General features: G+C 69.4%; 19 protein-coding genes, 1 tRNA gene and 1 other RNA gene. 14 read left to right on the plus strand and 7 right to left on the minus strand.

Going from position 1 to position 21,488, the window contains the following annotated elements:
- Positions 1 to 22: 22 nt before the first annotated feature.
- Positions 23 to 511 (plus strand): CinA family protein, encoded by a 489-nt coding sequence (locus tag FVA74_RS03265; protein WP_147720344.1) that lies wholly within the window; start codon positions 23 to 25, stop codon positions 509 to 511.
- Positions 508 to 1,749 carry an FAD-binding protein gene (locus tag FVA74_RS03270; protein ID WP_147720345.1) on the plus strand — a complete coding sequence of 414 codons (1,242 nt, stop codon included), beginning with the start codon at positions 508 to 510 and terminating at the stop codon, positions 1,747 to 1,749. The genes FVA74_RS03265 and FVA74_RS03270 overlap by 4 nt, the downstream gene beginning before the upstream one ends.
- Positions 1,750 to 1,840: 91 nt before the next feature.
- On the opposite strand, the gene FVA74_RS03275 is transcribed toward FVA74_RS03270, so the two are convergent.
- Both FVA74_RS03275 and xylA read right to left on the minus strand, forming a co-directional pair.
- Complete coding sequence (locus FVA74_RS03275) at positions 1,841 to 3,262, minus strand: xylulokinase (protein ID WP_147720346.1); 1,422 nt, start codon at positions 3,260 to 3,262, stop codon at positions 1,841 to 1,843.
- 2 nt (positions 3,263 to 3,264) lie between these two features.
- Positions 3,265 to 4,455, minus strand: coding sequence for a xylose isomerase (xylA, locus tag FVA74_RS03280; protein ID WP_147720347.1), 1,191 nt, complete (start codon positions 4,453 to 4,455; stop codon positions 3,265 to 3,267).
- A gap of 113 nt (positions 4,456 to 4,568) precedes the next feature.
- Between xylA and FVA74_RS03285 the strand changes: the two genes are divergently transcribed.
- Positions 4,569 to 5,588, plus strand: coding sequence for a LacI family DNA-binding transcriptional regulator (locus FVA74_RS03285; protein WP_147720348.1), 1,020 nt, complete (start codon positions 4,569 to 4,571; stop codon positions 5,586 to 5,588).
- 83 nt (positions 5,589 to 5,671) lie between these two features.
- Here FVA74_RS03285 and FVA74_RS03290 read toward each other — a convergent pair whose 3' ends face one another.
- From FVA74_RS03290 to FVA74_RS03305, 4 genes are all read right to left on the minus strand, one after another.
- Positions 5,672 to 8,026, minus strand: a complete 2,355-nt coding sequence (locus FVA74_RS03290) for a beta-glucosidase (protein WP_147720349.1) — start codon at positions 8,024 to 8,026, stop codon at positions 5,672 to 5,674.
- 13 nt (positions 8,027 to 8,039) lie between these two features.
- Complete coding sequence (locus FVA74_RS03295; protein WP_147720350.1) at positions 8,040 to 8,939, minus strand: carbohydrate ABC transporter permease; 900 nt, start codon at positions 8,937 to 8,939, stop codon at positions 8,040 to 8,042.
- A gap of 1 nt (position 8,940) precedes the next feature.
- Positions 8,941 to 9,924: a carbohydrate ABC transporter permease gene (locus tag FVA74_RS03300; RefSeq protein ID WP_147720351.1), complete on the minus strand. Its 984-nt coding sequence runs from the start codon at positions 9,922 to 9,924 to the stop codon at positions 8,941 to 8,943.
- 102 nt (positions 9,925 to 10,026) lie between these two features.
- Entirely contained in the window at positions 10,027 to 11,322 is a 1,296-nt protein-coding gene (locus FVA74_RS03305; RefSeq protein ID WP_147720352.1) for an extracellular solute-binding protein, read from the minus strand.
- Between the two features lie 134 nt (positions 11,323 to 11,456).
- On the opposite strand from FVA74_RS03305, the gene FVA74_RS03310 reads away from it, so the two are divergent.
- The 7 genes from FVA74_RS03310 to FVA74_RS03335 all read left to right on the plus strand — a co-directional run bounded on the left by FVA74_RS03310 (position 11,457) and on the right by FVA74_RS03335 (position 17,517).
- Positions 11,457 to 12,623: an ROK family transcriptional regulator gene (locus tag FVA74_RS03310; RefSeq protein ID WP_147720353.1), complete on the plus strand. Its 1,167-nt coding sequence runs from the start codon at positions 11,457 to 11,459 to the stop codon at positions 12,621 to 12,623.
- A gap of 84 nt (positions 12,624 to 12,707) precedes the next feature.
- Positions 12,708 to 14,147: a GH1 family beta-glucosidase gene (locus tag FVA74_RS03315; RefSeq protein WP_147720354.1), complete on the plus strand. Its 1,440-nt coding sequence runs from the start codon at positions 12,708 to 12,710 to the stop codon at positions 14,145 to 14,147.
- 53 nt (positions 14,148 to 14,200) lie between these two features.
- Positions 14,201 to 14,875, plus strand: a complete 675-nt coding sequence (locus FVA74_RS03320; RefSeq protein WP_147720355.1) for a phosphatase PAP2 family protein — start codon at positions 14,201 to 14,203, stop codon at positions 14,873 to 14,875.
- 9 nt (positions 14,876 to 14,884) lie between these two features.
- The gene (locus FVA74_RS03325; protein WP_147720356.1) at positions 14,885 to 15,454 is read left to right on the plus strand and encodes a TetR/AcrR family transcriptional regulator; all 570 of its coding nucleotides are present in this window, start codon (positions 14,885 to 14,887) and stop codon (positions 15,452 to 15,454) included.
- Positions 15,455 to 15,487: 33 nt separating this feature from the next.
- Entirely contained in the window at positions 15,488 to 16,687 is a 1,200-nt protein-coding gene (locus FVA74_RS03330) for a macrolide family glycosyltransferase (RefSeq protein ID WP_206022660.1), read from the plus strand.
- A gap of 55 nt (positions 16,688 to 16,742) precedes the next feature.
- Complete coding sequence (locus tag FVA74_RS13540) at positions 16,743 to 16,910, plus strand: hypothetical protein (RefSeq protein ID WP_168220038.1); 168 nt, start codon at positions 16,743 to 16,745, stop codon at positions 16,908 to 16,910.
- A gap of 25 nt (positions 16,911 to 16,935) precedes the next feature.
- Positions 16,936 to 17,517, plus strand: coding sequence for a nitroreductase family protein (locus FVA74_RS03335; protein WP_147720357.1), 582 nt, complete (start codon positions 16,936 to 16,938; stop codon positions 17,515 to 17,517).
- A 124-nt stretch (positions 17,518 to 17,641) separates the two neighbouring features.
- On the opposite strand, the gene FVA74_RS03340 is transcribed toward FVA74_RS03335, so the two are convergent.
- Positions 17,642 to 17,729 (minus strand) — tRNA-Ser (locus FVA74_RS03340).
- A gap of 133 nt (positions 17,730 to 17,862) precedes the next feature.
- On the opposite strand from FVA74_RS03340, the gene FVA74_RS03345 reads away from it, so the two are divergent.
- The 4 genes from FVA74_RS03345 to FVA74_RS03360 all read left to right on the plus strand — a co-directional run bounded on the left by FVA74_RS03345 (position 17,863) and on the right by FVA74_RS03360 (position 21,479).
- Positions 17,863 to 19,320, plus strand: coding sequence for a benzaldehyde dehydrogenase (locus FVA74_RS03345; protein WP_147720358.1), 1,458 nt, complete (start codon positions 17,863 to 17,865; stop codon positions 19,318 to 19,320).
- A gap of 67 nt (positions 19,321 to 19,387) precedes the next feature.
- An RNA gene (gene ffs / locus FVA74_RS03350) (signal recognition particle sRNA small type) lies at positions 19,388 to 19,484 on the plus strand.
- Between the two features lie 169 nt (positions 19,485 to 19,653).
- Positions 19,654 to 20,232, plus strand: a complete 579-nt coding sequence (locus tag FVA74_RS03355; RefSeq protein ID WP_147720359.1) for a transcriptional regulator — start codon at positions 19,654 to 19,656, stop codon at positions 20,230 to 20,232.
- Complete coding sequence (locus FVA74_RS03360) at positions 20,229 to 21,479, plus strand: MFS transporter (RefSeq protein ID WP_147720360.1); 1,251 nt, start codon at positions 20,229 to 20,231, stop codon at positions 21,477 to 21,479. The genes FVA74_RS03355 and FVA74_RS03360 overlap by 4 nt, the downstream gene beginning before the upstream one ends.
- Positions 21,480 to 21,488: the final 9 nt, after the last annotated feature.

The raw sequence follows: 21,488 nt of genomic DNA on the forward strand, positions 1-21,488 counted from the left end.
GCGGGCGGTGAAGACTGGGGGCATGTCTATGGACCACGATGACGAGATCAAGAGCCTGGTGAAGCGTGTGGGCGACGCGGTGGACGACCGTGTCGTGGCGTGCGCCGAGTCACTGACGTCGGGTCAGATCGCGACAGCACTCGGTGCAGGGGAGTCGTCGTCCGAGTGGTTCCGCGGCGGCGTCGTCGCCTACCAGCGTGAGACCAAGTACCGCGTGCTGGGCGTGACGCCGGGGCCCGTCGTCAGCGAGAGCGCGGCGGCCGAGATGGCGCGCGGAGTGGCCGAGGCGACCGGCGCCGACCTGGCGGTCGCCGTGACGGGTGTGGGCGGTCCAGACGAGCAGGACGGGCAGCCCGTCGGCACCGTCTTCATCGGCATCTTCGGGCCGAACGGGGAGCGCGTCGAGCACTACCGCTTCGAGGGTGAGCCCGTCGAGATCGTGCGAGCGACCGTCGTGCAGGCACTCCTGCTGCTGGCGGAGACGATCGAGGCAGACGCACGAGCCGTATGACCGGCCACAACTGGGCGGGCAACCTGCGCTACTCGGCGACCCGGCTGCACGAACCCTCGACCGTCGACGAGGTGAGGCGCATCGTCGACGCGGCCGAGCGCATCCGTGCCCTCGGCACACGCCACTCCTTCAACACCGTGGCCGACACGCGGCACGAACTCCTCTCCACGGCATCACTCGCGGGCACTGTCACGATCGATGCCGACGCGCGCACCGTCACGGCGCCCGCCGGCATGCGCTACGGCGATCTCGCCCAGACGCTCGAAGCGGAAGGGTGGGCGCTCGGCAATCTCGCCTCCCTCCCACACATCTCCCTCGGCGGGGCCATCGCGACCGGCACTCACGGCTCGGGTGACCGCACCGGCAACCTCGCCTCCGCCGTGGCCGCGCTCGACCTCGTGACGGCCGACGGCTCGCTCCTCACACTTCGCCGCGGTGACCCCGACTTCGACGGCGCCGTCGTCTCGCTCGGCGCGCTCGGCATCGTGACCGCCGTCGCCCTCGACATCGAACCGAGCTACGAGATCGAGCAGCACGTCATCGAGCGGATGCCACTGGCCGCCGCCCTCGATGGCCTCGAGGCCGTGACCTCCGCCGCCTACAGCGTGAGCCTCTTCACAACCTGGCAGGACCCAGAGGCGATCGGCCAAGCCTGGTTCAAGCGCAGGCCCGACCGTGACGCGCCCCTGCCCACCTTCGGTGGCGTGCTGGCCGATGGGGAGCGGCATCCGCTGCCCGGCGTCTCGCCCGTCAACTGCACCCCGCAACTCGGCACGCCGGGACGCTGGCTCGACCGGCTGCCGCACTTCAGGCTCGCGTTCACGCCCTCCAATGGGGACGAGCTGCAGAGCGAATACCTCGTGCCCCGCGCGCACGCCGCCGACGCGATCCGCGCCGTCCGTTCGCTCGCCGACCGCATCGCGCCCCTCCTGCTGGTCGCCGAGATGCGCACGGTCGCGGCGGACGCACTGTGGCTGAGCCCGGCCTACGGATGCGACGTGCTCGGCCTGCACTTCACCTGGCAGCCGCGCCAGCCCGAGGTCGAGGCGCTGCTGCCGACGCTCGAGGATGCGCTCGCCCCCTTCGCGCCGCGGCCGCACTGGGGCAAGCTCTTCGCGGCGGGCGACGTGTCGGGCCGTTACCCCCGCGCGGCCGCCTTCGCGGCGCTGCGCGCGCGGCTCGACCCCTCAGGCAAGTTCGGCAACGAGTTCCTCGAACGGCACCTGCCCCGCGACTGACCCCGCCCCAACCCGATGAGTGGCCAAACTTTCGGCTTCCCGGGGCGCGTTGGCCGAAAGTTTGGCCACTCGGGGCCGGGATGCTCGTGCCTCAGACCGTCTGGGCCGCCGCATCCCGCGCCCGGGCGTAGCGCTCGCGGATCTCAGGCCGGTGGTCGACCGCGAGTTCGCTCGCCAACGCGACGGGCCACTCGGGGCGTACCCCCGTGAGCGCCCACGCTGCCTGGCGCGCCATACCGTCGGCGACGTACTCGCCCGCGACGGGCACCGTGACCGGCACACCGAAGACCTGCGCCGCAATCGCCTGCACGGCCGGGTTGCCGGCCGCCCCGCCGATGAGCAGCACGCGCTCCGCCGTGACCCCCTGCGCGAGCACGGCATCGAGCCCGTCGGCGAGGCCGCAGAGCATGCCCTCGACCGCGGCACGCGCGAGCGCGGGTCGGGTCGTCGTGCCGAGCGTGAGCCCGCTCAGGGTCGCCGTCGCGTTGGGCAGATTCGGGGTGCGTTCGCCCTCGAACCAGGGCACGAGCACGGGGCCGGATGCCGCATCCGCCTGCAGCGCGAGGGCCCCGAGTTCCGCGTGGTCGACGCCGAGGAGCCCCGCGATCGCGTCGAGCACGCGCGCGGCGTTGAGGGTGGCGACGAGGGGAAGGAACTCGCCCGTGGCATCCGCGAAGCCTGCCACCGTGCCGGTCTCGTCGGCGACGGCCGTGGGAGAGACCGCGAAGACCGTGCCGCTCGTGCCGAGCGAGACGACGACGTCACCGGGTCGCGCGTCGAGGCCGAGCGCGGCGGCGGCGTTGTCGCCAGCGCCGGCACCCACGATGAGCGACTCGGGCAACGGAAATTCAGGAATCTGCGCTGCCACCTGCCTCGAATCATGCGCGGCAAGCACCGAGGGAAGCGTGATTCCTGAGTTTCCGAGGGCGACGGCCAGCAGCTCGCGGTCATAGTCGCCGCGCGCGGGGTCGAAGTAGCCCGTCCCACTCGCGTCGGAGCGGTCGGTCACGAGTTCGTCGAGCTGCGGGTTCTCGGGCCCGAAGCCGCGCAGGCGCCACGTCAGCCAGTCGTGGGGGAGCGCGACGGCCGCGACCCGCGCCGCATTCTCGGGCTCGGCATCCCGCAGCCAGCGCAGCTTGGTCGACGTGAAGGAGGCGACGGGCACACTCCCCGTGCGGGCCGCGAGTTCGGCATCGCCGAGCTCCGAGCGCAGCGCGAGGGCCGCGTCGGCGCTTCGGGTGTCGTTCCAGAGCAGGGCAGGGCGGATGACGCGGCCCCCGGCGTCGAGCGCCACGAGACCGTGCTGCTGGCCGCCGATCGAGATCGCCGCGACATCCGCGAGTCCACCGGCCGCCGTGATGGCCTGCCGCAGGGCGAGCCACCAGGCTTCGGGGTCGACCTCCGTGCCGTCCGGGTGGGGTGCCCGGCCGTAGCGTTTCAGCGCGCCCGTCTTGGCGTCACGGATGACGACTTTGCAGCTCTGGGTCGACGAGTCGACTCCTGCGACGAGCATCCCTAGTGCGCTCCAAGGAGGTGCTCGGTCGCGAGCTGCTGCAGGCGCACGAAGCCGAAGCCCTTGCCGTTGAAGTAGGCGTCGGCGTCGAAGTCCTCGAAGGCGCTGCGGTCGGCGATGAGGTCGTCGTAGCTCTCCCCGGAACCGAGCGTCGGCTGCGCGAGCTCGGTCACCCGCGCGGCCTCGAGCGCTTCCTGCACCTCGGGGTCGGCGCGGAAGGCCGCGGCGCGCTCCTTGAGCAGGAGGTAGGTGCGCATGTTGGCCGCGGCGGACTCCCAGACGCCCGTCTCGTCTTCGGTGCGGGAGGGCTTGTAGTCGAAGTGGCGCGGGCCGTCATAGGCGGGGCCGCCGCCGGGGCCACCGTTCTCGAGCAGGTCGACGAGGGCGAAGGCGTTATGCAGGTCGCCGTGGCCGAAGACGAGGTCCTGGTCGTACTTGATGCCGCGCTGCCCGTTGAGGTCGATGTGGAAGAGCTTGCCGCAGTCGAGCGCCTGGGCGATGCCGGCCGCGAAGTTGAGGCCGGCCATCTGCTCGTGCCCGACTTCAGGGTTGACGCCGACGAGCTCTGGCCGCTCGAGCGTGTTGATGAACGCGATCGCGTGCCCGACCGTGGGCAGCAGGATGTCGCCACGGGGCTCGTTGGGCTTCGGCTCGATCGCGAAGCGGATGTCGTAGCCCTTGTCGGTCACGTAGTCACCAAGCAGGTTGACGGCTTCGCGGTAGCGCTCGAGCGCGGCACGGATGTCCTTGGCCGAGTCGTATTCGGCTCCTTCGCGTCCACCCCACATGACGAAGGTCTTGGCGCCGAGCTCGGCGGCGAGGTCGACGTTGCGCAGCACCTTGCGGAGGGCGAAGCGGCGCACGGCGCGGTCGTTGGAGGTGAAGCCGCCGTCCTTGAAGACGGGGGCAGAGAAGAGGTTGGTCGTGACCATGGGCACGATGATCCCCGTGTCGGCGAGCACCTGCTTCAGGCGGTCGATCTGGTTCTGGCGCTCGGCATCCGTCGATCCGAAAGCGAAGAGGTCGTCGTCGTGGAAGGTGAGCCCGTATGCGCCGAGTTCCTTGAGTTTTTCGACGACGTGCACGACGTCGAGCGCGGCCCGGGTGGGGCCGCCGAAGGGGTCTGCCCCGTTGTAGCCGACGGTCCAGAGGCCGAAGGAGAACTTGTCCGCGGGGGTGGGCGTCGTTGCCATTGCTGCTCCTCAGTCGAGAATTGTTGTGGTTCCAAACTTATCGCACGGCGCGCGGACTTTCCAGCCGTTCGAGACTTTCGAAGAATCTGCCGAAACTCCAGTATCGTGTCGACATGTCAACACCCTCCGCGGCGCGCGTCACGCTCGCCGAGCTCGCGGCCGAGGCCGGGGTCTCCATCGCGACCGCCTCGAAAGTGCTCAACGGACGAGCGGATGTCGCGGCCTCCACCAGGCGCCGCGTCGAGACGCTCCTCGACCAGCACGGCTACCAACGCCGCCAGGGGGCGCAGGCGTCTTCGCGGCTCGTCGAGCTCGTCTTCCACGAGCTCGAGTCCGCCTGGTCGATGGAGGTCATCCGCGGGGTGGAGGACGTCGCGGGCGAACACGGCATGAGCGTCGTGCTGACCGAGAGCGGCACCCGTCACGCGCCCGGCGATGACTGGCTGGAGGGTGTGCTGAGTCGGCGCCCCGTCGCGGTCGTGCTCGTGTTCTCCGACCTGCCTGCGCCGATGCGGGCCGCGCTGCGCACCCGCTCGATCCCCTTCGTGATCGTCGACCCGGCCGGCGATCCCTCGCCCGAGGTCCCCGCGGTCGGCAGCGCGAATTGGGCTGGTGGCCTTGCCGCGGTGCGTCACCTGATCGACCTGGGGCACACGAGGATCGCGGCGATCACGGGCCCAGAAGACATGATGTGTTCGCTCGCCCGCATCGATGGCTACCGCTCGGCCATGAACGCGGCCGGCCTGCCGGTGAAGGAGGAGTGGATCCGCTTCGGCGACTTCCACCGCTCAGGGGGCGCCCGCCACGCGGCCGACCTCCTCGCCCTGCCGGAGCCGCCGACGGCGATCTTCGCCGGGAGCGACCTGCAGGCGCTCGGCGTGCTCGAGACGGCCAGGTCGCTGGGCCTCAGGGTGCCCGACGACCTCTCCCTCGTCGGCTACGACGACATCCCGCTCGCCAACTGGGTGAGCCCACGCCTCACGACCGTGCATCAACCGCTCCGCCAGATGGGCAGCGAGGCGACGCGGCTCGCGATCAGGCTCTCCCAGGGGGAGATCGTCGGTGGCACGCCACGAATGGACCTGGCGACGAGCCTCGTCGTGCGCGAGAGCACTGCCGCCCTCGTCGCCTGAGCCAACGGTGCTGTGCGGGTCCGGCAGCGCCCGTGTGCTCTCGGGTGCACACCGCTACCGGACCCGCACGTGCCCGCCCGCCGTCATCGGGGGTCGAGCGGGCTCACCTCCACCCGCGGGTGGAGAGCGCGGGTGTGATCGACGACCCGCACGGCGCCCGTGAGGGTCACGCGCTGGGTCAGGGGGATCTCGCCGGCCGAGTGCCCGAAGCCGAGCTCGATCACCCCCGGCTCGACGATGCGTGCGCCGTCCCGTCCGGGGAAGGAGGCGAGGTCGGCCGGCACAGTGAAGGCGACGCGAGCGCTCTCGCCCGCATCCAGCTCGACCCGCGCGTAGCCGATGAGACGCTGCACGGGCCGCACGACGGTCGCGACGGGGTCGTGCAGGTACAGCTGCACGACGTCGGCACCGGCTCGCGCCCCCGTGTTCTCAACGATGATCGAGACTGTGACGTCGCCGTCGCTCGTCATCTGCGCGTCGGATGCCTCGAGCGAGGTCCACTCGAAGTTCGAGTAGCCGAGGCCGTGCCCGAACCAGAACGCCGGGGTCGGGTCGATGTTGGAGACCCCGCTGGGCCGGGCGAGGGGCGAGGCAAGGTAGGTCGTCGGCTGCGCGCCGGGCTGGGCGGGCACGCTGACGGGGAGGCGCCCGCTGGGGTTGATGCGTCCGCTGAGCACGCCGGCGATGGCCGGGGTGCCCTCCTCGCCAGGGAAGAACGACTGCACGATCGCGGCCGCGCGCGACACGGCTGAGCCGAGCGCATAGGGGCGCCCCGCGAGCAGCGTCACGACGGTCGGAGTGCCGCTGTCGAGCACGGCGTCGACGAGCACCTGCTGTGCTCCCGGCAGCTCGAGCGAGGGGGCGTCGCATCCCTCGCCGCTCGTGCCGCGGCCGAAGAGCCCGGCCCGGTCGCCGAGGGCAAGGATCACGACGTCGGCGTTCCGCGCGGCCTCGACCGCGGCGGCGATGCCGTCGGTCTCGCCACCGTCGACACTGGTGCCCTCCGCATGCTCGATCTCGGCATCCGGGAACTCTGCCCGAAGGGAATCGAGCAGGGTCGGCAACTCGATGCCGATGGGGAACTCCGGATGCCGCACGCCCACATGGCTCGGGAAGGAATAGCAGCCGAGCACCGCGTAGGGGTCGTGCGCGTTCGGCCCGATGACGGCGATGCGCTTCGGCGCGGTGAGCGGCAACACGCCGTCGTTGCGAAGGAGCACGATGGCCCGCTCCGCGAGGTCCCGCGCGAGCGCGCGGTTCTCGCTCGAGTCGAGGTTGACGCTGCCGCGCTGCACCCCGTCGGATGCCCGCAGCGCGGGAGGAACGGGGTTCCAGTCGGCGTCGAGCATGCCGAGTTCGAGCTTCTGCAGCAGCACGCGACGCAGTGCGCGATCGATGAGCGCCTCGGGCACGGTGCCCTCACGCACGGCCTCGACGAGCGGTGCACCGAAGGTCTTGACGGTCGGGAGCTCGACATCGATGCCGGCCTCGAGCGCGAGCGCCGCGGCATCCGCCCAGCCCTCCGCATGGCCGTGCAGGGTCGCGAGGAACGCGATCGCGAAGTAGTCGGCGACGACGGTGCCCTCGAAGCCCCAGGTGTCGCGCAGGAGCTCCGTGAGCAGGCGGCGGTCTGCAGCCGACGCGACACCGTCGATGTCGGTGTACGCGTTCATGACGCTGCGCACCCCGCTCTCGCGGATCGCCATCTCGAAGGGCGGCAGGAGCACTTCCGCAAGCTCGCGCTGCCCCACCGAGACGGGGGCGAGGTTGCGGCCTGCGCGCGACGCCGAGTAGCCGACGAAGTGCTTGAGCGTCGCGATGACGCCGGTCGACTCGATGCCCTGCACATAGGCGGTCGCGATCGTGCCGACGAGGTAGGGGTCCTCGCCGATCGTCTCCTCGACGCGGCCCCAGCGGGCGTCGCGCACGACATCGAGCACGGGGGCGAGGCCCTGGTGGATGCCGACCGATCGCATGTCGCCACCGATGCGCGCGGCCATGCGACGCACGAGTTCGGGGTCGAAGCTCGCACCCCACGACAGCGGCACGGGATAGGCGGTCGCGCCCCACGCCGCGAAGCCCGCGAGGCACTCCTCGTGTGCGAGGGCCGGGATGCCGAGGCGGCTCGCGGAGACGATGCGCTCCTGCGTGCGCTGCAGTGAGAGGGCCCCCAGCGCCGGGTCGACGGGGGCCGTGCCGAAGGGGCGCGTGAGCTGGCCGAGTCCGAGTGGGAGCAGTACATCCAGGTCGACGTCACCGTCGGACATGTCGTGCTGGTGCGGGGCGACTTCGCCGCCCTCATCCGAGGCGCCCACCCACACGCCATAGAGCTGCGCGATCTTCTCCTCGAGCGTCATCTCGGCCATGAGTGCTGCGACGCGCTCGGCGGGCCGGGCAGCGGTGTCGCGCCACAGGGGCACAGTCGTGGTGTCAGTCATTGCGGTGGTTCCTTTATCCCTTGACAGCGCCCGAGAGGCCGCCGACGATGCGCTTCTCTGCGAAGAGGAAGAACGCGAGTGCCGGCAACATCGAGAGCGAGGTGTATGCGAGCACGGCTCCCGTGTCGGCCGAGTACTGGGTCGAGTACTGCTGCACGCCGAGTGGCAGCGTCCAGAGGTCCTGCGGCATGCCGCCCGCAGCCATGAGGAGGAGCGGCAGCAGGTAGGCGTTCCAGCTGTTCACGAAGGCAAGCACGCCGACTGTGATGAGTCCGGGGCCGGAGAGGGGCAGCATGATGCGCCAGAAGAAGCCGATGCGGCTCGCCCCGTCGATGGCCGCCGCCTCTTCCAGCTCGTTCGGGATGGCCCGCAGGAAGGGCACGAGGATGATGATCGTCGTCGGCAGGGCGAAGGCGACCTGCGGAATGATCAGGCCGGGGAAGGTGCCGTGCAACCCGATGTCGCGCAGCATGATGCTGAGCGGCAGCGCGGCGACCGTGACGGGGAACATCAGGCCGGCCGCGAAGAGGGCGTAGAGGCCCCCGCGACCGCGGAAGGTGTAGCGGGCGATCACGAACGCCGCCATGACGCCGAGGATCACGACGCCCGCGGTCGTGCCGATGGCGACCATGCTCGACGAGAACACGGATCCCCAGAACCGGTTCGAGGTCAGCACGTTGAGATAGCTCTCGGCGGTCCAGGGATTTGGCCACCCTGCCGGGTTCGCGTTGATGTCGGCCGTGCGGCGGAAGCCGCCGATCCACACGTAGGCGACGGGACCGACGGATGCTGCAATCGCCGTGAGCGCGACGACGTAGACCCACACCTGCCCGAGGTTGAAGGGCTTCTTCTTGGCGGGAATCTGCCGCGGCGGTGTGCCTGTCTGCATGCTCGTCTGCGTGAGGGTTGTCATGTCAGCGCACTCCGCTCGTGATGGCGCCGGCGAGGTCGCGGCGCATGGCGAATCGTTGGTAGACGAGGGCGACGATGAGTGAAATCACGAAGAGGATCACGGCGATCGCGCTGCCGTAGCCGTATTGCCCCTGGCCGTACTGGATCATGTAGACGGCCATCGTGTTGGTCGCGCCGATGGGGCCTCCCTTGGTCGTGACCCAGACCATGTCGAAGAGCTGGAGCGAGCCGATCATCGACAGGAAGATCCAGATGCGGATCGTGGGCCCGAGCAGGGGGAGTGTGATGCGCCACTGCGTCTGCCACCAGCTGGCGCCGTCGATCGCTGCGGCTTCTTGCAGCTCCTCTGGCACGCCCTGGAGCCCCGCGAGCATGAGCAGGATTGCGAAGCCCAGGTACTTCCAGGTCAGGATGCCGAACATCACCCAGAGGGCCGTGTCGGGGTCGGCGAGCCAGGGCTTGGCGAGGTGGCCGAGGCCGATGCCCTCGAGCACGGCGTTGACGCCGCCGCGGGGCGAGAGGAGGAGCTTCCACGAGAGACCCGCGATGACCTCCGCGAGCACGTAGGGAACGAAGATGAGGGCGCGGATGAGCCCGCGGCCGCGCATGCGGCGGTTGAGGAGCAGGGCGACCGCGATCGCGAGCGGCCCCTGCACGAGGATCGAGGCGACGACGATCGTCGCGTTGTTGCCGATCGCCTTGACGAAGAGGGGGTCGGAGAAGGCACGCACGTAGTTGTCGAGCCCGATGAAGCGGTCGAGCGGCCCGAGGCCGTTCCAGTTGTAGAGGCTGTAGACCGCCGCGAGCGCGACGGGCACGATCACGAAGGAGATGAAGACGAGGAGCGCCGGGCCGGCGAAGATCGCGATCTCGAGCCACTTGCGGCCGTTGCTCCCGCCCGGCCTGCGGCGTGGTGCCCGAGTCTGGGTGTTGGTGGGCCCCGTGTCGCTCGCGACGGGCGGGGGAGCAGCTTGCGTTACGGTCATCTCTCACTCCGTTGGGAGAAACGGCGGGGCCTGCCGGAGGACTGGCAGACCCCGCCGAGGTGGGTTTCGGCGTGGACGCGCGGCTCGCCGCGCGGGGCCGAGTTACTGCGAGGCGGCCGTCTGCTCCAGCGCGGCCACCACGTCTTGCGGGGTGCCTGAGCCGGCGAAGATGTTCACGACTGCCTGGTTGAGCGGTGCGCCGAAGGCCGGGCCGAGCGCGCTGTCAATCCACAGCTGCACGTAGGTGGCTTCACTGAGCGCGGCCGCGCTGGCCTGGAGGTTCGGGTCGGTCAGCGCGTCAGCAGCGGCAGGGTGCGTGGGAACGCCGGCCCCGGACTCCGCGAAGCGACGCTGCACGTCCTCGCTCACGATGTACTTCAGCAGCTCAACGGCCTCGTCGGGTGCGTCGGCGCTCACGCCGAAGCCGTCGCCGCCGCCCATGATGGCGCCAGGGTCGCCGCTTGCTCCGTCAACGCTGGGGAAGGGGAACCAGCCGAGCCACTCGGGCACTTCGCCGTCTTCCGTAAGGTTGCCGATCGTTCCGGCGTTCCAGGGGCCCATGAACTCCATCGCCGCGGTGCGGTTGGCGATGAGGCCGTTGGAGCTGTCGGCACCGGTCTGGGCCGGCGTCGCGAGGAAGCCGTTGTTGAACGGCTCGTTTGCGATCCAGTCCTGGAGGCGCTCGCCGGCCTCGATCCAGCACGGGTCGGTGAAGTCGTGCTCCGGAATCGCGGTCTCGAGCACGTCGGTGGGGCACGACGCGACGGCGAACTGGTACCACCAGTGGCCAGCGGGCCACAGGTCACCGGCGCCGACCGCGATGGGCTCGACGTCGATCGCCTTGAGTGCCTCGACGGCGTCCTCAAGCTCCGCGAGGGTCTCGGGGGTGCCCTCGATGCCGGCCTCGTCGAAGAGTTCCTGGTTGTACCAGATTCCCGCTGCGCCGAAGGCGTAGGGGACCGCGTACACCTTGCCTTCGACGGTCCAGGGGGCGACGGATGCGCCCATCGCTTCGATCGACTCTGACGCGACGTCCGTGAGGTCCATGAGGTGGCCGGCCTCTGCCTGCGCTCGTACCTCGCCGCCTGGCCAGACCATGAAGACGTCAGGCGCGTCGCCCGACTGCAGGGCGTTCGGGATGAGCGTGCGCTGCAGGTCTTCGTTCTGGTAACCGGTCACCTCGACCTTGACGCCGGGGTTCTCGGCCTCGAACTCCGCCGCGACCTCCTCGTAGATCCCCTTGAGCGGGTCGGAGGTGGCGTTGTGCCACCAGGTGATGGTGACCGAGTCACCGTTGTCGTTGTCGCCGCCGCCTTCGCTGCTGCAGGCGGCGAACCCGAGCGCAAGGGCGCTCGCGGCGCCAACCGCGGCGACCCGTGTGATGCGGGATCTGTTCATCGTTGAACACCTCTCGAAAGTTTCGACGGCTCCGTCGAAAGTGATTGGGATGTCGGCATACTATGGTCTCCAGCATTTGGGGTCAAGGACAACAAATCACTTCCCTCGATCACCCGGACGGATAAGGTGGGCCCGTGGTCACGCGTGGAGACAAGCTCGAGAGCGTACGGCGTCGAAACCTCTCGACCGTGCTGGGCCTCGTTCACCGCGGAGGAGACCTCTCCCGCGCCGAGTTGACAGTGCAGACAGGACTCAACCGCTCGACGATCGCCGCGCTCGTCGCCGAACTCGAGGGCCTCGGCCTTGTCGTGGAGGCGACGCCCTCGGCGAGCAAGCGCGTCGGGCGGCCGTCGCCGCGTGTGCTCCCCGATCCCCGTCCCGTCGCGATCGCCGTCAATCCCGAGGTCGACGCGATCACGGTGGGCGTCGTCGGCCTCTGTGCGCGGGTCGAGCACCGCATTCGCCACGAGGTGGACCACATCGTCACGCCCGAGGAGGCGGTCGAGATCATCGCGCGGCTCGTCTCGGACATCCAGGAGCGCATCGGCGCGGAGCGGCGCATCCGTGGCATCGGCCTCGCCATCCCGGGCCTCGTACGGGCTGCCGACGGCGTCGTGCGCTGGGCGCCCCACCTGGGCTGGCGGGAGACGCCCATCACCCGGATGATCGAGGATGCCCTCGGAATGCCTGCGAGGGCCGAGAACGACGCGACCCTCGCCGCGATCGCCGAGCGCGAGTTCGGCGTTGGCAAGGATGTCGACGACCTCGTGTACCTCAACGGCGGGGCGAGTGGCATCGGCGGCGGCGTGATCGTGCGGGGGCTCCCGCTCGGCGGCGTCGCGGGCTACGCGGGGGAATTCGGGCAGAACCGACCGGGGCTCGCCAACCTCGACGACAGGGCGACGGAGCACGGCACCCTCGAGGACGAGGTGAGCAGGGCGCGCCTCCTGCGGGTGTTGGGCATGTCGACGGCCGACGAGTCGACGCTCGAAGCGGCCCTCCTCGCCTCGAGCGACGAGGCGGTCTTGGCGGAGATCGCGCGCCAGCATCGCGTCCTGGCCGTGGCCCTGAGCAACGCCATCAACGTGCTCAATCCCGAACTCGTCGTGCTTGGCGGCTTCCTCGCGAGCCTCCACACCTGCGACCCCGAGCGTTTCGACTCGCTCGTCGAGCGGTCGACCGTCCCCGCCGCGTGGGAGGGTGTGCGCATCGAACGTGCCGGCCTCGCGCAGGACGGCCTCCTGATCGGTGCCGCTGAGCTGGCCCTGGCGCCGCTGCTGCAGGACCCCGCGGGCTTCTAGGCCCCGCACGGCTCGGCGAGAAGCGCCGCACGTCGCCTTGAGAGCGCTCCCAGATCGAGGGATGTCTCGGGTAGAGTCCGTCGCATGATCTCTGGTTCCCCCGACTACCGCGACCACGGCCTCGAGTTCCCCGAAACCTTCCTCTTCGGCTCGGCGACGGCGTCGTACCAGATCGAGGGAGCCTACGACGAGGATGGCCGCGGCCCCTCGATCTGGGACGCCTTCAGCCGGGAACCCGGTCGCATCGTCAACGGGGACACGGGAGACGTCGCCGACGACCACTACCACCGCCTCGATGAGGACCTCGACCTCATGCAGCGCCTCGGCCTGGAGTCCTACCGCTTCTCCATCGCGTGGCCGCGCATCATGCCGACGGGCAGCGGCAGCATCAACGAGAAGGGCGTCGCGTTTTACTCGCGCCTCGTCGATGGACTGCTCGCCCGCGGCATCCGCCCCATCGCGACCCTCTATCACTGGGACCTGCCGCAGCCCCTCGAGGATGCCGGGGGATGGCCCCAGCGCGACACCGCCTACCGCTTCGCGGACTACGCCGAGGCGGTCGGTGCCAGGCTCGGCGATCGAGTGCACACATGGACGACCCTCAACGAACCGTGGTGCTCCGCCTACCTCGGCTACGGTTCGGGGGCCCACGCGCCCGGCCGCACGAGCGGACGCGACGCGCTCGCCGCCGTGCACCACCTCAACCTCGCGCACGGGCTCGGCGTGCAGGCGCTGCGGTCGGTCGCGAGCAACGACGCCCAGTACTCGGCCACGCTCAACTTCCACGTGCTGCGCCCGGGCGATGACAACGCCGATGACGCCATGCGCCGCATCGACGCCCTCGCCAACCGCGCCTTCACCGGCCCAATGCTGCGCGGTGAGTACCCGGCCGACCTGCTTGAAGACACCTCGAAAGTCACCGACTGGCAATTCGTGCGCCCCGGCGACCTCGAGCAGATCCACCAGCCGATCGACTTCCTCGGCGTCAACTACTACTCGACCGCGACCGTGCGCACCTGGGACGGCCGTCGCCCCCGCCAGACAGCCGATGGGCACAAGGATGCCGGCGGCTCGCCGTGGCCCGGCAGCGACATGGTGGAGTTCGTGCAGCAGGCCGGCCCCTACACGGCCATGGGGTGGAACATCGCGCCCGACGGCCTCGAGGAGCTCCTCCTCTCGCTGCACGAGCAGTTCCCCGAGCTGCCGCTCATGGTCACCGAGAACGGGGCCGCCTTCGATGACCAGGTGATCGACGGTGCCGTGCACGACGTCGAGCGCACCGACTACCTGCAGCGGCACTTCACGGCAGCCCATCGGGCGATGCAGCGCGGCGTCGACCTTCGCGGCTACCAGGTGTGGTCGCTGCTCGACAACTTCGAGTGGGCCTACGGCTACACCAAGCGATTCGGCGTCGTGCACGTCGACTACCGCACGCTCGCGCGCACCATCAAGGACTCTGGCCACTGGTACGCGGAACTCATCCGCACGAGGGCGATCCCACGGGGGCCCAAGAGCCAGCGATGAAAGCTGCGGGTGCACTGGATGCCGCGGCGTCGCGCCGCGCATAATCTCAGGCCATGCCATCCCGCGAAGCTCACAAGGTCACCCGTCGCTGGCCCGTCATCAGCGCCGCCGTCGCAGTGGCGCTCGCCGCCGCGCTCGGCGCGCTCATCGCATTCGCGGTCGGCAATGTCGCGCTCGAACCGGACAACGAATGGCTTGAGGACCTCGCCGAGCAGAGGACCATCTGGCTCGACGCACCCGCGCTGCTCCTCGACTGGCTCGGCGGCGGCATCGTGGGCATCTACATCATCCCGATCGGCACGGTCGTCGTGCTTTGCCTCTTCCGCCGCTTCTGGGCGGCCCTCTACTATGCGCTCGCGTCGCTCATCAGCGTCGGAGTCGTGCAACTGCTCAAGGGCATCTTCGACCGCCCGAGGCCGGAAGACATGATGGTGCTCTCCGATGCGGGGTCCTTCCCCTCGGGGCATGTCGCGAACGCCGCGACGATTGCGGTCACGCTCGGCATCATCCTGTCGCGCACGTGGGTGTGGATCGCGGGCGCGATCTACACGATCCTCATGCTGCTGTCACGCACCTACCTCGGGGTGCACTGGCTCACCGACACAGTCGGCGGCCTGCTGATCGGCGCCGGTGTCGCCATCATCGTGTGGGCCCCCTTCGCCGTGCGGCTCGAACACGAACGAGAACGGACGCGTGCCCAAGAAGCCAGGAAACTGGCCGCACACTAGTCTGGCCGCATGACCGTGGAGACCCCCGCTCCAAAGGTGTCGCGCAGGCAGCAGCTCGTGCAGGTAGCGCTCGAGGTGCTCGAACGTGACGGCTTCGCCCACCTGAGCATCGGCGAGGTCGCTCGCCGTGCCGGCATCAAGCCGCCCTCCCTCTATAAGCAGTTCGCGAGCAAGGCCGACATTGAGGACGGCGTCGTCGAACACGGCCTGCAGCTGATGGTCGCCGACTTCGAGCGTTGCCTCGAGCAGATGCCGCCCGACGCGGCACCCGCAGAACGGCTGCGACGGCTTCTCGCGACCTTCCGCGAGTTCGGCCTCGAACATCCGCAGCTCTACCTGCTCATGAACAGCAAGCCCTTCGAGGCGCAGCAGGCAGCATCGCAGACGACGCACGCCGCAGCGCGGATGTTCGTCAGCGCCGTCTCAGACCTCCTGCGCTCCCCCGAGAGCGAGGTTGCGGTGACGGCCGTGTGGACGTGGGCACACGGCATCCTGAGCCAGGAGATTGTCGGGCGGGTGCATCGGCCGGATGCCACGTGGGACATGCTCGTCGAGACCGTCGCGTCGATGCGCGGCTAGACTGCAGGCGCACTCGCAATGATGGGAGTACGGATGCCACACATCCTCATGGTCGCGTCGACCGCGCCGAGCCACATCTACCCCTCGCTCGCGCTCATGCGAGAACTGGTCGACCGCGGGCACCGCGTGAGTTACGTCGTCGGTGAGGAATTGGTGCCGCTTGTGCAGGCGACCGGGGTGGAGGTCGTGGCCCACCCGTCGATCCTTCCCCAGGGTGACGAGGACTGGCCGGAAGACATCGGGGAGGCCATGAGGGTCTTCCTCGATGAGGGCATCGCCGTGCTGCCCATGCTCATCGAACGCTTCGACGACGACCGGCCCGATCTTGTGCTTTATGACATCGGCGGGCATCCGGGGCCCATCGTCGCCGCGCGCTACGGTGTGCCGGCCGTGCAACTCTCGCCCGCCTTCGTCGCGTGGGACACCTTCGAGCAGGACAACGGCGACTTCTACGACGCCCTCAAGGCCTCCGTCTCGGGTCGCGCCTACTTCGACACCTTCACGGCGTGGTTCCGCGAGAACGGTCTCGATTGGGATGCCGAAACGAAGCAGCCGGACCACATCCTCGCGCTCCTGCCGAAGGCCATGCAGCCCTTCGCCGACCGCGTGCCCGACACGGTGCGCTTCGTCGGCCCGTGCCTCGACCCCGCCAGGCTCGCGGATGCCTCGTGGACGCCGCCCGCCGCAGGCCGCCGTGTGCTCCTCGTCTCCTTCGGCACCGCCTACACAGACCAGCTGCACGTCTACCGCAGCGTCATCGAGGCCTTCGGTCTCGCCGGCGAGCGGGGGGAGGAAGGCGGTCCCGAGGCGGATGACGCATGGCACGTCGTCATGGCGATCGGCCGTCGGGTGAATCCCGACGATCTCGGCCCCCTGCCCGTCAACGTCGAGGTGCATGAGCAGGTGCCGCAACTCACGGTGCTGGCATCCGCTGACGCCTTCATCACCCACGCGGGGATGGGCGGATGCACCGAGGCGCTGTGGTTCGGAGTGCCGACCGTTGCCATCCCGCAGGCCGTCGACCAGTTCGCGAACGCCGACAAGCTCGCCGAGCTCGGCATCGGCATCCACCTGCCCGCCGGCGAGGTCAGCGCCGAATCGATCCGTCTCTCGGTCGACTCGGTGGCCAACTCGCGCGAGGTGCGGGAGCGGCTCGCCGTGCTGAGCGCCGAGACGCGGGCGAACGGCGGCGTCGACAACGCGGCCGACGCAGTCGAGTCGTTCGTGAGTTGAGCCCGTCGCGGGTTGAGCCTGTCGAAACCCCTCTCATCGGCGTACCGTGTGCGGCATGTCTGACCCCAAGAACGCACAGGACCCAGCCGAGCAGGATGGCGCGGTGGAAGACGTCAACGACCCCAAGGTCGAGGCTGACACTGAGTCGGGTGGCGCGCCCGAGGATCCCGATACCGACCCGGCCGTGTATGACGGGGGAGCCTCGGACGACTCAGGGAGCTGAGCCGCCCCGGGCTAGCCTTGGACGTATGCCCACGTCTGTTGCTGCCCACTCCCGCCTCGCCGTTTCTTCAGTGCCCCTCAGTGACGCGCACGCGGAGCGGTGGAGCACGCGAGCCTTCGACCCCGACGCGACGGTCACAGAGCAGCAGCTGACGACCGTGCTCGAGGCTGCGCGCTGGGCGCCCTCCGCAAGCAACACGCAGCCGTGGCGCTTCATCGTCGCCCGTCGCGGCACGGCGGAGTATGACGCGATCCTCGCCGGCCTCATCGAGAGCAACCAGGTGTGGGCGCAGGCAGCGTCGGTGCTCATGGTGAATTTCGCGAAGACGGATGCCTCGGGCTCGACCCTTCGCTGGGCCGAATACGATCTCGGGCAGTCCGTCGCTCACCTCTCGTTGCAGGCGCAGCTGCTCGGCCTCCACACGCACCAGATGGGCGGCATCTACCCCGACATGCTGCGGGAATTGTTCGGCCTCGCGCCGGAACTCGTGCCCGTCTCGGTGACGGCGCTCGGCATGCTGGGATCGGCGGATGCGCTCCCCGAGAAGCTGCAGGCCCGCGAGCTGGCGCCGCGCACACGCCTGCCCCTCAGCGAGCTGCTGCTCTGACGCGCTGTGCGTTGACCCAACACGCGGCGGAGACTGTGTCGAAACTGTGGCGGCGAATGGGGGATTCGAGCTCCCATTCGGCCCTGTGCGTTGACCCAACACGCGGCGGAGTTTGTGTCGAACCTGGCGGAGAATGGGGGATTCGAACCCCCGAGGGCGTTAACCCAACACGCTTTCCAAGCGTGCGCCATAGGCCACTAGGCGAATTCTCCTGACGGCGTTCGGCGGTTTCCCGCGTCGGCCTCCCAAGATCTTACGCGATTTCGGGAGGCGCGCTGTCCAGCCCATGTCTCGCTCAGGATGTCGGGGCAGACTCGTGGCGGTCTTACGAACGAAGGAGCACTGATGACTTTGCTGGATGACGCCAATTGGGCGGGCCGGGTCTACGTCGATGGCTGGACGAGCGGCAGTGCCGGTTCGATTCCGGTGATGGAGCCGGCGACGGGGCGGGAGCTCAGTACTGTCGGCGCGGCGTCGCCGGATGATGTGCTGAGGGCTGCCACCTCGGCGGCCCGTGCGCAGCGTGATTGGGCGCAGCGTCGGCCTGAGGAGCGTGCCGCGGTGCTGCGCCGTGCCGGACTGCTGTTTGAGGAGCACGGGGAGGAGATCCAGGGTTGGATCGTCCGCGAGACGGGGGCGATCCCGCCCAAGGCGCAGCTGGAGTCGCACATTGCGGCGAATGAGTGCTTCGAGGCATCCGCTCTGCCTGGCCACCCGCAGGGGGATGTGCTGACGAGCAACGAGGACCGCTGGTCGTTCGCCCGTCGGCGCCCGGCTGGCGTCGTGAGCGTGATCGCGCCGTTCAACTTTCCGCTGATCCTGTCGATCCGTTCGGTCGCTCCCGCGATCGCGCTCGGCAACAGTGTGCTGCTCAAGCCGGACCCCCGCACGGCGGTCTCGGGCGGTGTCGTGCTCATGCGCGTCTTCGAGGAGGCGGGCTTGCCGCCCGGAGTGCTGCAGTTGTTGCCGGGTGGGGCGGATGTCGGTGTTGCAGTCTGCGAGGCGCCGGAGGTGCGCGTGATCGCCTTCACGGGGTCGACGGCTGCTGGCCGCAAGGTGGGGGAGTCTGCTGCCCGCAACCTCAAGCGCGCGCATCTCGAGCTGGGCGGCAACAATGCACTCATCGTGCTGCCTGGCGCCGACCTCGAGAAGGCGGTCTCGGCTGGTGCCTTCGGCTCCTTCATGCACCAAGGGCAGATCTGCATGACGACGGGCCGCCACCTCGTGCACGAGAGCATGTATGACGAGTACGTGCGCCTGCTTTCGGAGAAGGCGGAGGGCCTGCCGGTCGGTGACCCGGCTTCTGGCCAGGTCGCGCTCGGGCCGATCATCGATGAGAAGCAGTGGGAGCGCATCGATGGCATCGTCAAGCAGTCCGTCGAGGCTGGCGCGACCGTGTCGGCGGGTGGTGGCGGCGAGGCCCTGTTCTACCGACCGACCGTGCTCTCTGGCATCGACAGCAACAACCCCGGCTGGACGGAGGAGATCTTCGGCCCAGTGGCTCCCGTCATGAAGTTCAGCACGATTGACGAGGCGGTCGAGCTTACGAATGCGAGCGAGTACGGGCTCTCGGTCGGCATCCTGGGCGACGTGGGGGAGGCAATGAAGATCGCCGACCGCATCAACTCCGGCAAGATCCACATCAACGAGCAGACTGTCTCCGATGAGGCGAACTCGCCCTTCGGTGGCGTCGGCGCCTCTGGTACCGGATCGCGCGTGGGTGGTGCGGCCGCCAACATCGAGTCTTTCACCGAGACCCAGTGGCTGACGATGCGGCCGGACATCGCGATCTACCCGTTCTGACGGTCGGGCGGCGGATGCTCGGCCCCCCGGTTCGTGAAGGCTGGGCCGGGCATCCGCTAGACTTGTTCACGGCTCCTCGCGTGGCGCCATCCAGGCCAACTCCCCCAGGGCAGAAATGCAGCAAGGGTAACCGGGCTCTGGCGGGTGCGCGAGGGGTCCTTTACATTTTGGGGCAAGGGCTTCGCCCGCCCCAACACCTCGCTTTGCTCGGCTGTCTGCCCGCTTGGAGAGCGGCGGCGTCGCCATGCTGTGCGGCTCATTTCTGCCCGGAGGCATGGCGCCGAACCGACAAGAGATGTTGCGCAAGGAGTCTTGTGTAACTAGTCTGGCGGCATGGAAGCGAGTTCCGAGCGCCGCGTCGTTGCCCTCACGAGTGCCAAGCAGATGCGGGCGCTCGCCCACCCGCTGCGCATGCGGCTCCTGGGGGAGTTGCGCGTCGAGGGTCCCCTCACGGTGGGGCGGCTGTGCGAGATCGTCGACGAGGCGCCGGGCAACGTCAGCTACCACATCGGCAAACTCGCCGAGTTCGGCTTTGTCGAGGAGGCTCCCGAACTCGCCACCGACCGGCGTGAACGCTGGTGGCGCGCGGCCCACGACTTCACACGCATGGTCCCTCCCTCGGAGGACGCCGCGGCCGAGGAGGTGCAGGCATCCCTCGTCATGCGCCACCAGGTCATCGACAGCTACGCGGCCACCCTGCACGCCGCCCTCGATGCAAGCGCCGGCCAGCCGCGGGAGTGGGCCGAGGTAGCCGGCACCTCCGACACGGTCGTGCACCTGACCGTCGAGGAGCTCGCGGAGGTCTCCGCCGAGCTTCACGACGTGCTGCGCCGATGGGAGGAGCGCAGTGACCGCACACGGGAGGGTGCCCATCCCGTGCAGCTCATCGTCAGTGCGGTGCGCCGTCCGTGACGGACCTCGCCCAGCGGAAGGCCTCGCGCCTGCTGCCCCTGACTGCGCTCCTTGCCGCCCACGGACTCTCGCTGCTTGGCAACGCGGTGACGATGATCGTCGTTCCCCTCTATGTGCTCGAGCTGACGGGTTCGGTTGTCGCCACGGGGGTCGCGGGCGTTTTTGCGACCGTGCCGATGATCGTCGGTGGCGCGCTCGGGGGAGTGCTCGTCGACCGCATCGGCTTTCGGCGGGCCGCGATCGCAGCGGATGTCGCGAGCGGCGTCACGGTCGCTGCGATCCCGCTCTTCGCCGCGACGGTCGGGTTGCCGTTCTGGGCGCTGCTGGCGCTCGTCTTCCTGAGCGGACTCCTCGACACCCCGGGCAACACCGCGAAGTCCTCACTCGTGCCCGACCTCGCGGAGGCGGCCGGCGTCGCGCTGACCCGGGCATCCGGTGCGGCGGGTGCTGTCTCGCGCTCTGCAACAATGCTGGGTGCATCACTCGCCGCGGTCGCGGTGGTGCTGCTCGGCCCCCTCGACGCGCTGCTGCTCGACGCCGCGACCTTCGCGCTCTCGGCGCTGCTCCTCGCGCTCTTCGTGCCGTCGGGCGCCACCGGGCACACAGAGCAGCGGGGCGAGGGTTTCTGGCACGAATTCGTGAGCGGGGTGCGGCACCTCGCACGCACGCCCGTCACCCGCAATCTGGTGCTCCTCATCGTCGTGACGAACTGCCTCGACGCGGCCGGCATGCTCGTCATCCACCCCGTCTACGCCCGCGCGGTCTCGCCCGACGGCGAGTTCCTCGGCGTCATGATCGCGTTCTTCGCGGCCGGGGCACTCACGGGTTCCGCCGTGTTCGCCTGGTTCGGGCACCGCCTGCCGAGGCGCGCCACGCTCGTCGTGTGCTTCGTGCTCGCGGGTCCGCCTCCCTACCTCGCGATGGCGCTCGACCTTCCGCTCAGTGCCGTGCTCGTCGTCTTCGCGCTCTCCGGGCTCGCCGCGGGATCCATCAATCCGCTCGTCTACACGGTGCTTTATGAGCAGGTTCCGCGGGCGATGCGCGCACGGGTGTTCGGTGCCCTCACGACGGGAGCGACGGCTGCCATGCCGCTCGGGAGCCTCCTCGCGGGCCTCGCGGTCGATGGGGTGGGGTTCCTTGCCTCGGTGCTCCTCATCGCCGCCGTCTACCTGGGGGCCACCCTCGCGCCGCTCCTCGGTCGCTCCTGGTCTGGGCTCGAGCGGCCGAAGCATCCGATCTCTGCCTAGGTACCGCGC

It is taken from the genome of Salinibacterium sp. dk2585, assembly GCF_008001035.1.
In the GTDB taxonomy this organism is placed as follows: domain Bacteria; phylum Actinomycetota; class Actinomycetes; order Actinomycetales; family Microbacteriaceae; genus Homoserinimonas.

What these genes read in the sequence shown, in the direction of transcription:
- FVA74_RS03265 (WP_147720344.1), top strand. Translation starts at nt 23, where the DNA reads ATGTCTATGGACCACGATGACGAGATCAAGAGCCTGGTGAAGCGTGTG.
- FVA74_RS03270 (WP_147720345.1), top strand. Translation starts at nt 508, where the DNA reads ATGACCGGCCACAACTGGGCGGGCAACCTGCGCTACTCGGCGACCCGG.
- FVA74_RS03275 (WP_147720346.1), bottom strand. Translation starts at nt 3,262, where the DNA reads ATGCTCGTCGCAGGAGTCGACTCGTCGACCCAGAGCTGCAAAGTCGTC.
- xylA (WP_147720347.1), bottom strand. Translation starts at nt 4,455, where the DNA reads ATGGCAACGACGCCCACCCCCGCGGACAAGTTCTCCTTCGGCCTCTGG.
- FVA74_RS03285 (WP_147720348.1), top strand. Translation starts at nt 4,569, where the DNA reads ATGTCAACACCCTCCGCGGCGCGCGTCACGCTCGCCGAGCTCGCGGCC.
- FVA74_RS03290 (WP_147720349.1), bottom strand. Translation starts at nt 8,026, where the DNA reads ATGACTGACACCACGACTGTGCCCCTGTGGCGCGACACCGCTGCCCGG.
- FVA74_RS03295 (WP_147720350.1), bottom strand. Translation starts at nt 8,939, where the DNA reads ATGACAACCCTCACGCAGACGAGCATGCAGACAGGCACACCGCCGCGG.
- FVA74_RS03300 (WP_147720351.1), bottom strand. Translation starts at nt 9,924, where the DNA reads ATGACCGTAACGCAAGCTGCTCCCCCGCCCGTCGCGAGCGACACGGGG.
- FVA74_RS03305 (WP_147720352.1), bottom strand. Translation starts at nt 11,322, where the DNA reads ATGAACAGATCCCGCATCACACGGGTCGCCGCGGTTGGCGCCGCGAGC.
- FVA74_RS03315 (WP_147720354.1), top strand. Translation starts at nt 12,708, where the DNA reads ATGATCTCTGGTTCCCCCGACTACCGCGACCACGGCCTCGAGTTCCCC.
- FVA74_RS03320 (WP_147720355.1), top strand. Translation starts at nt 14,201, where the DNA reads ATGCCATCCCGCGAAGCTCACAAGGTCACCCGTCGCTGGCCCGTCATC.
- FVA74_RS03325 (WP_147720356.1), top strand. Translation starts at nt 14,885, where the DNA reads ATGACCGTGGAGACCCCCGCTCCAAAGGTGTCGCGCAGGCAGCAGCTC.
- FVA74_RS03330 (WP_206022660.1), top strand. Translation starts at nt 15,488, where the DNA reads ATGCCACACATCCTCATGGTCGCGTCGACCGCGCCGAGCCACATCTAC.
- FVA74_RS13540 (WP_168220038.1), top strand. Translation starts at nt 16,743, where the DNA reads ATGTCTGACCCCAAGAACGCACAGGACCCAGCCGAGCAGGATGGCGCG.
- FVA74_RS03335 (WP_147720357.1), top strand. Translation starts at nt 16,936, where the DNA reads ATGCCCACGTCTGTTGCTGCCCACTCCCGCCTCGCCGTTTCTTCAGTG.
- FVA74_RS03345 (WP_147720358.1), top strand. Translation starts at nt 17,863, where the DNA reads ATGACTTTGCTGGATGACGCCAATTGGGCGGGCCGGGTCTACGTCGAT.
- FVA74_RS03355 (WP_147720359.1), top strand. Translation starts at nt 19,654, where the DNA reads ATGGAAGCGAGTTCCGAGCGCCGCGTCGTTGCCCTCACGAGTGCCAAG.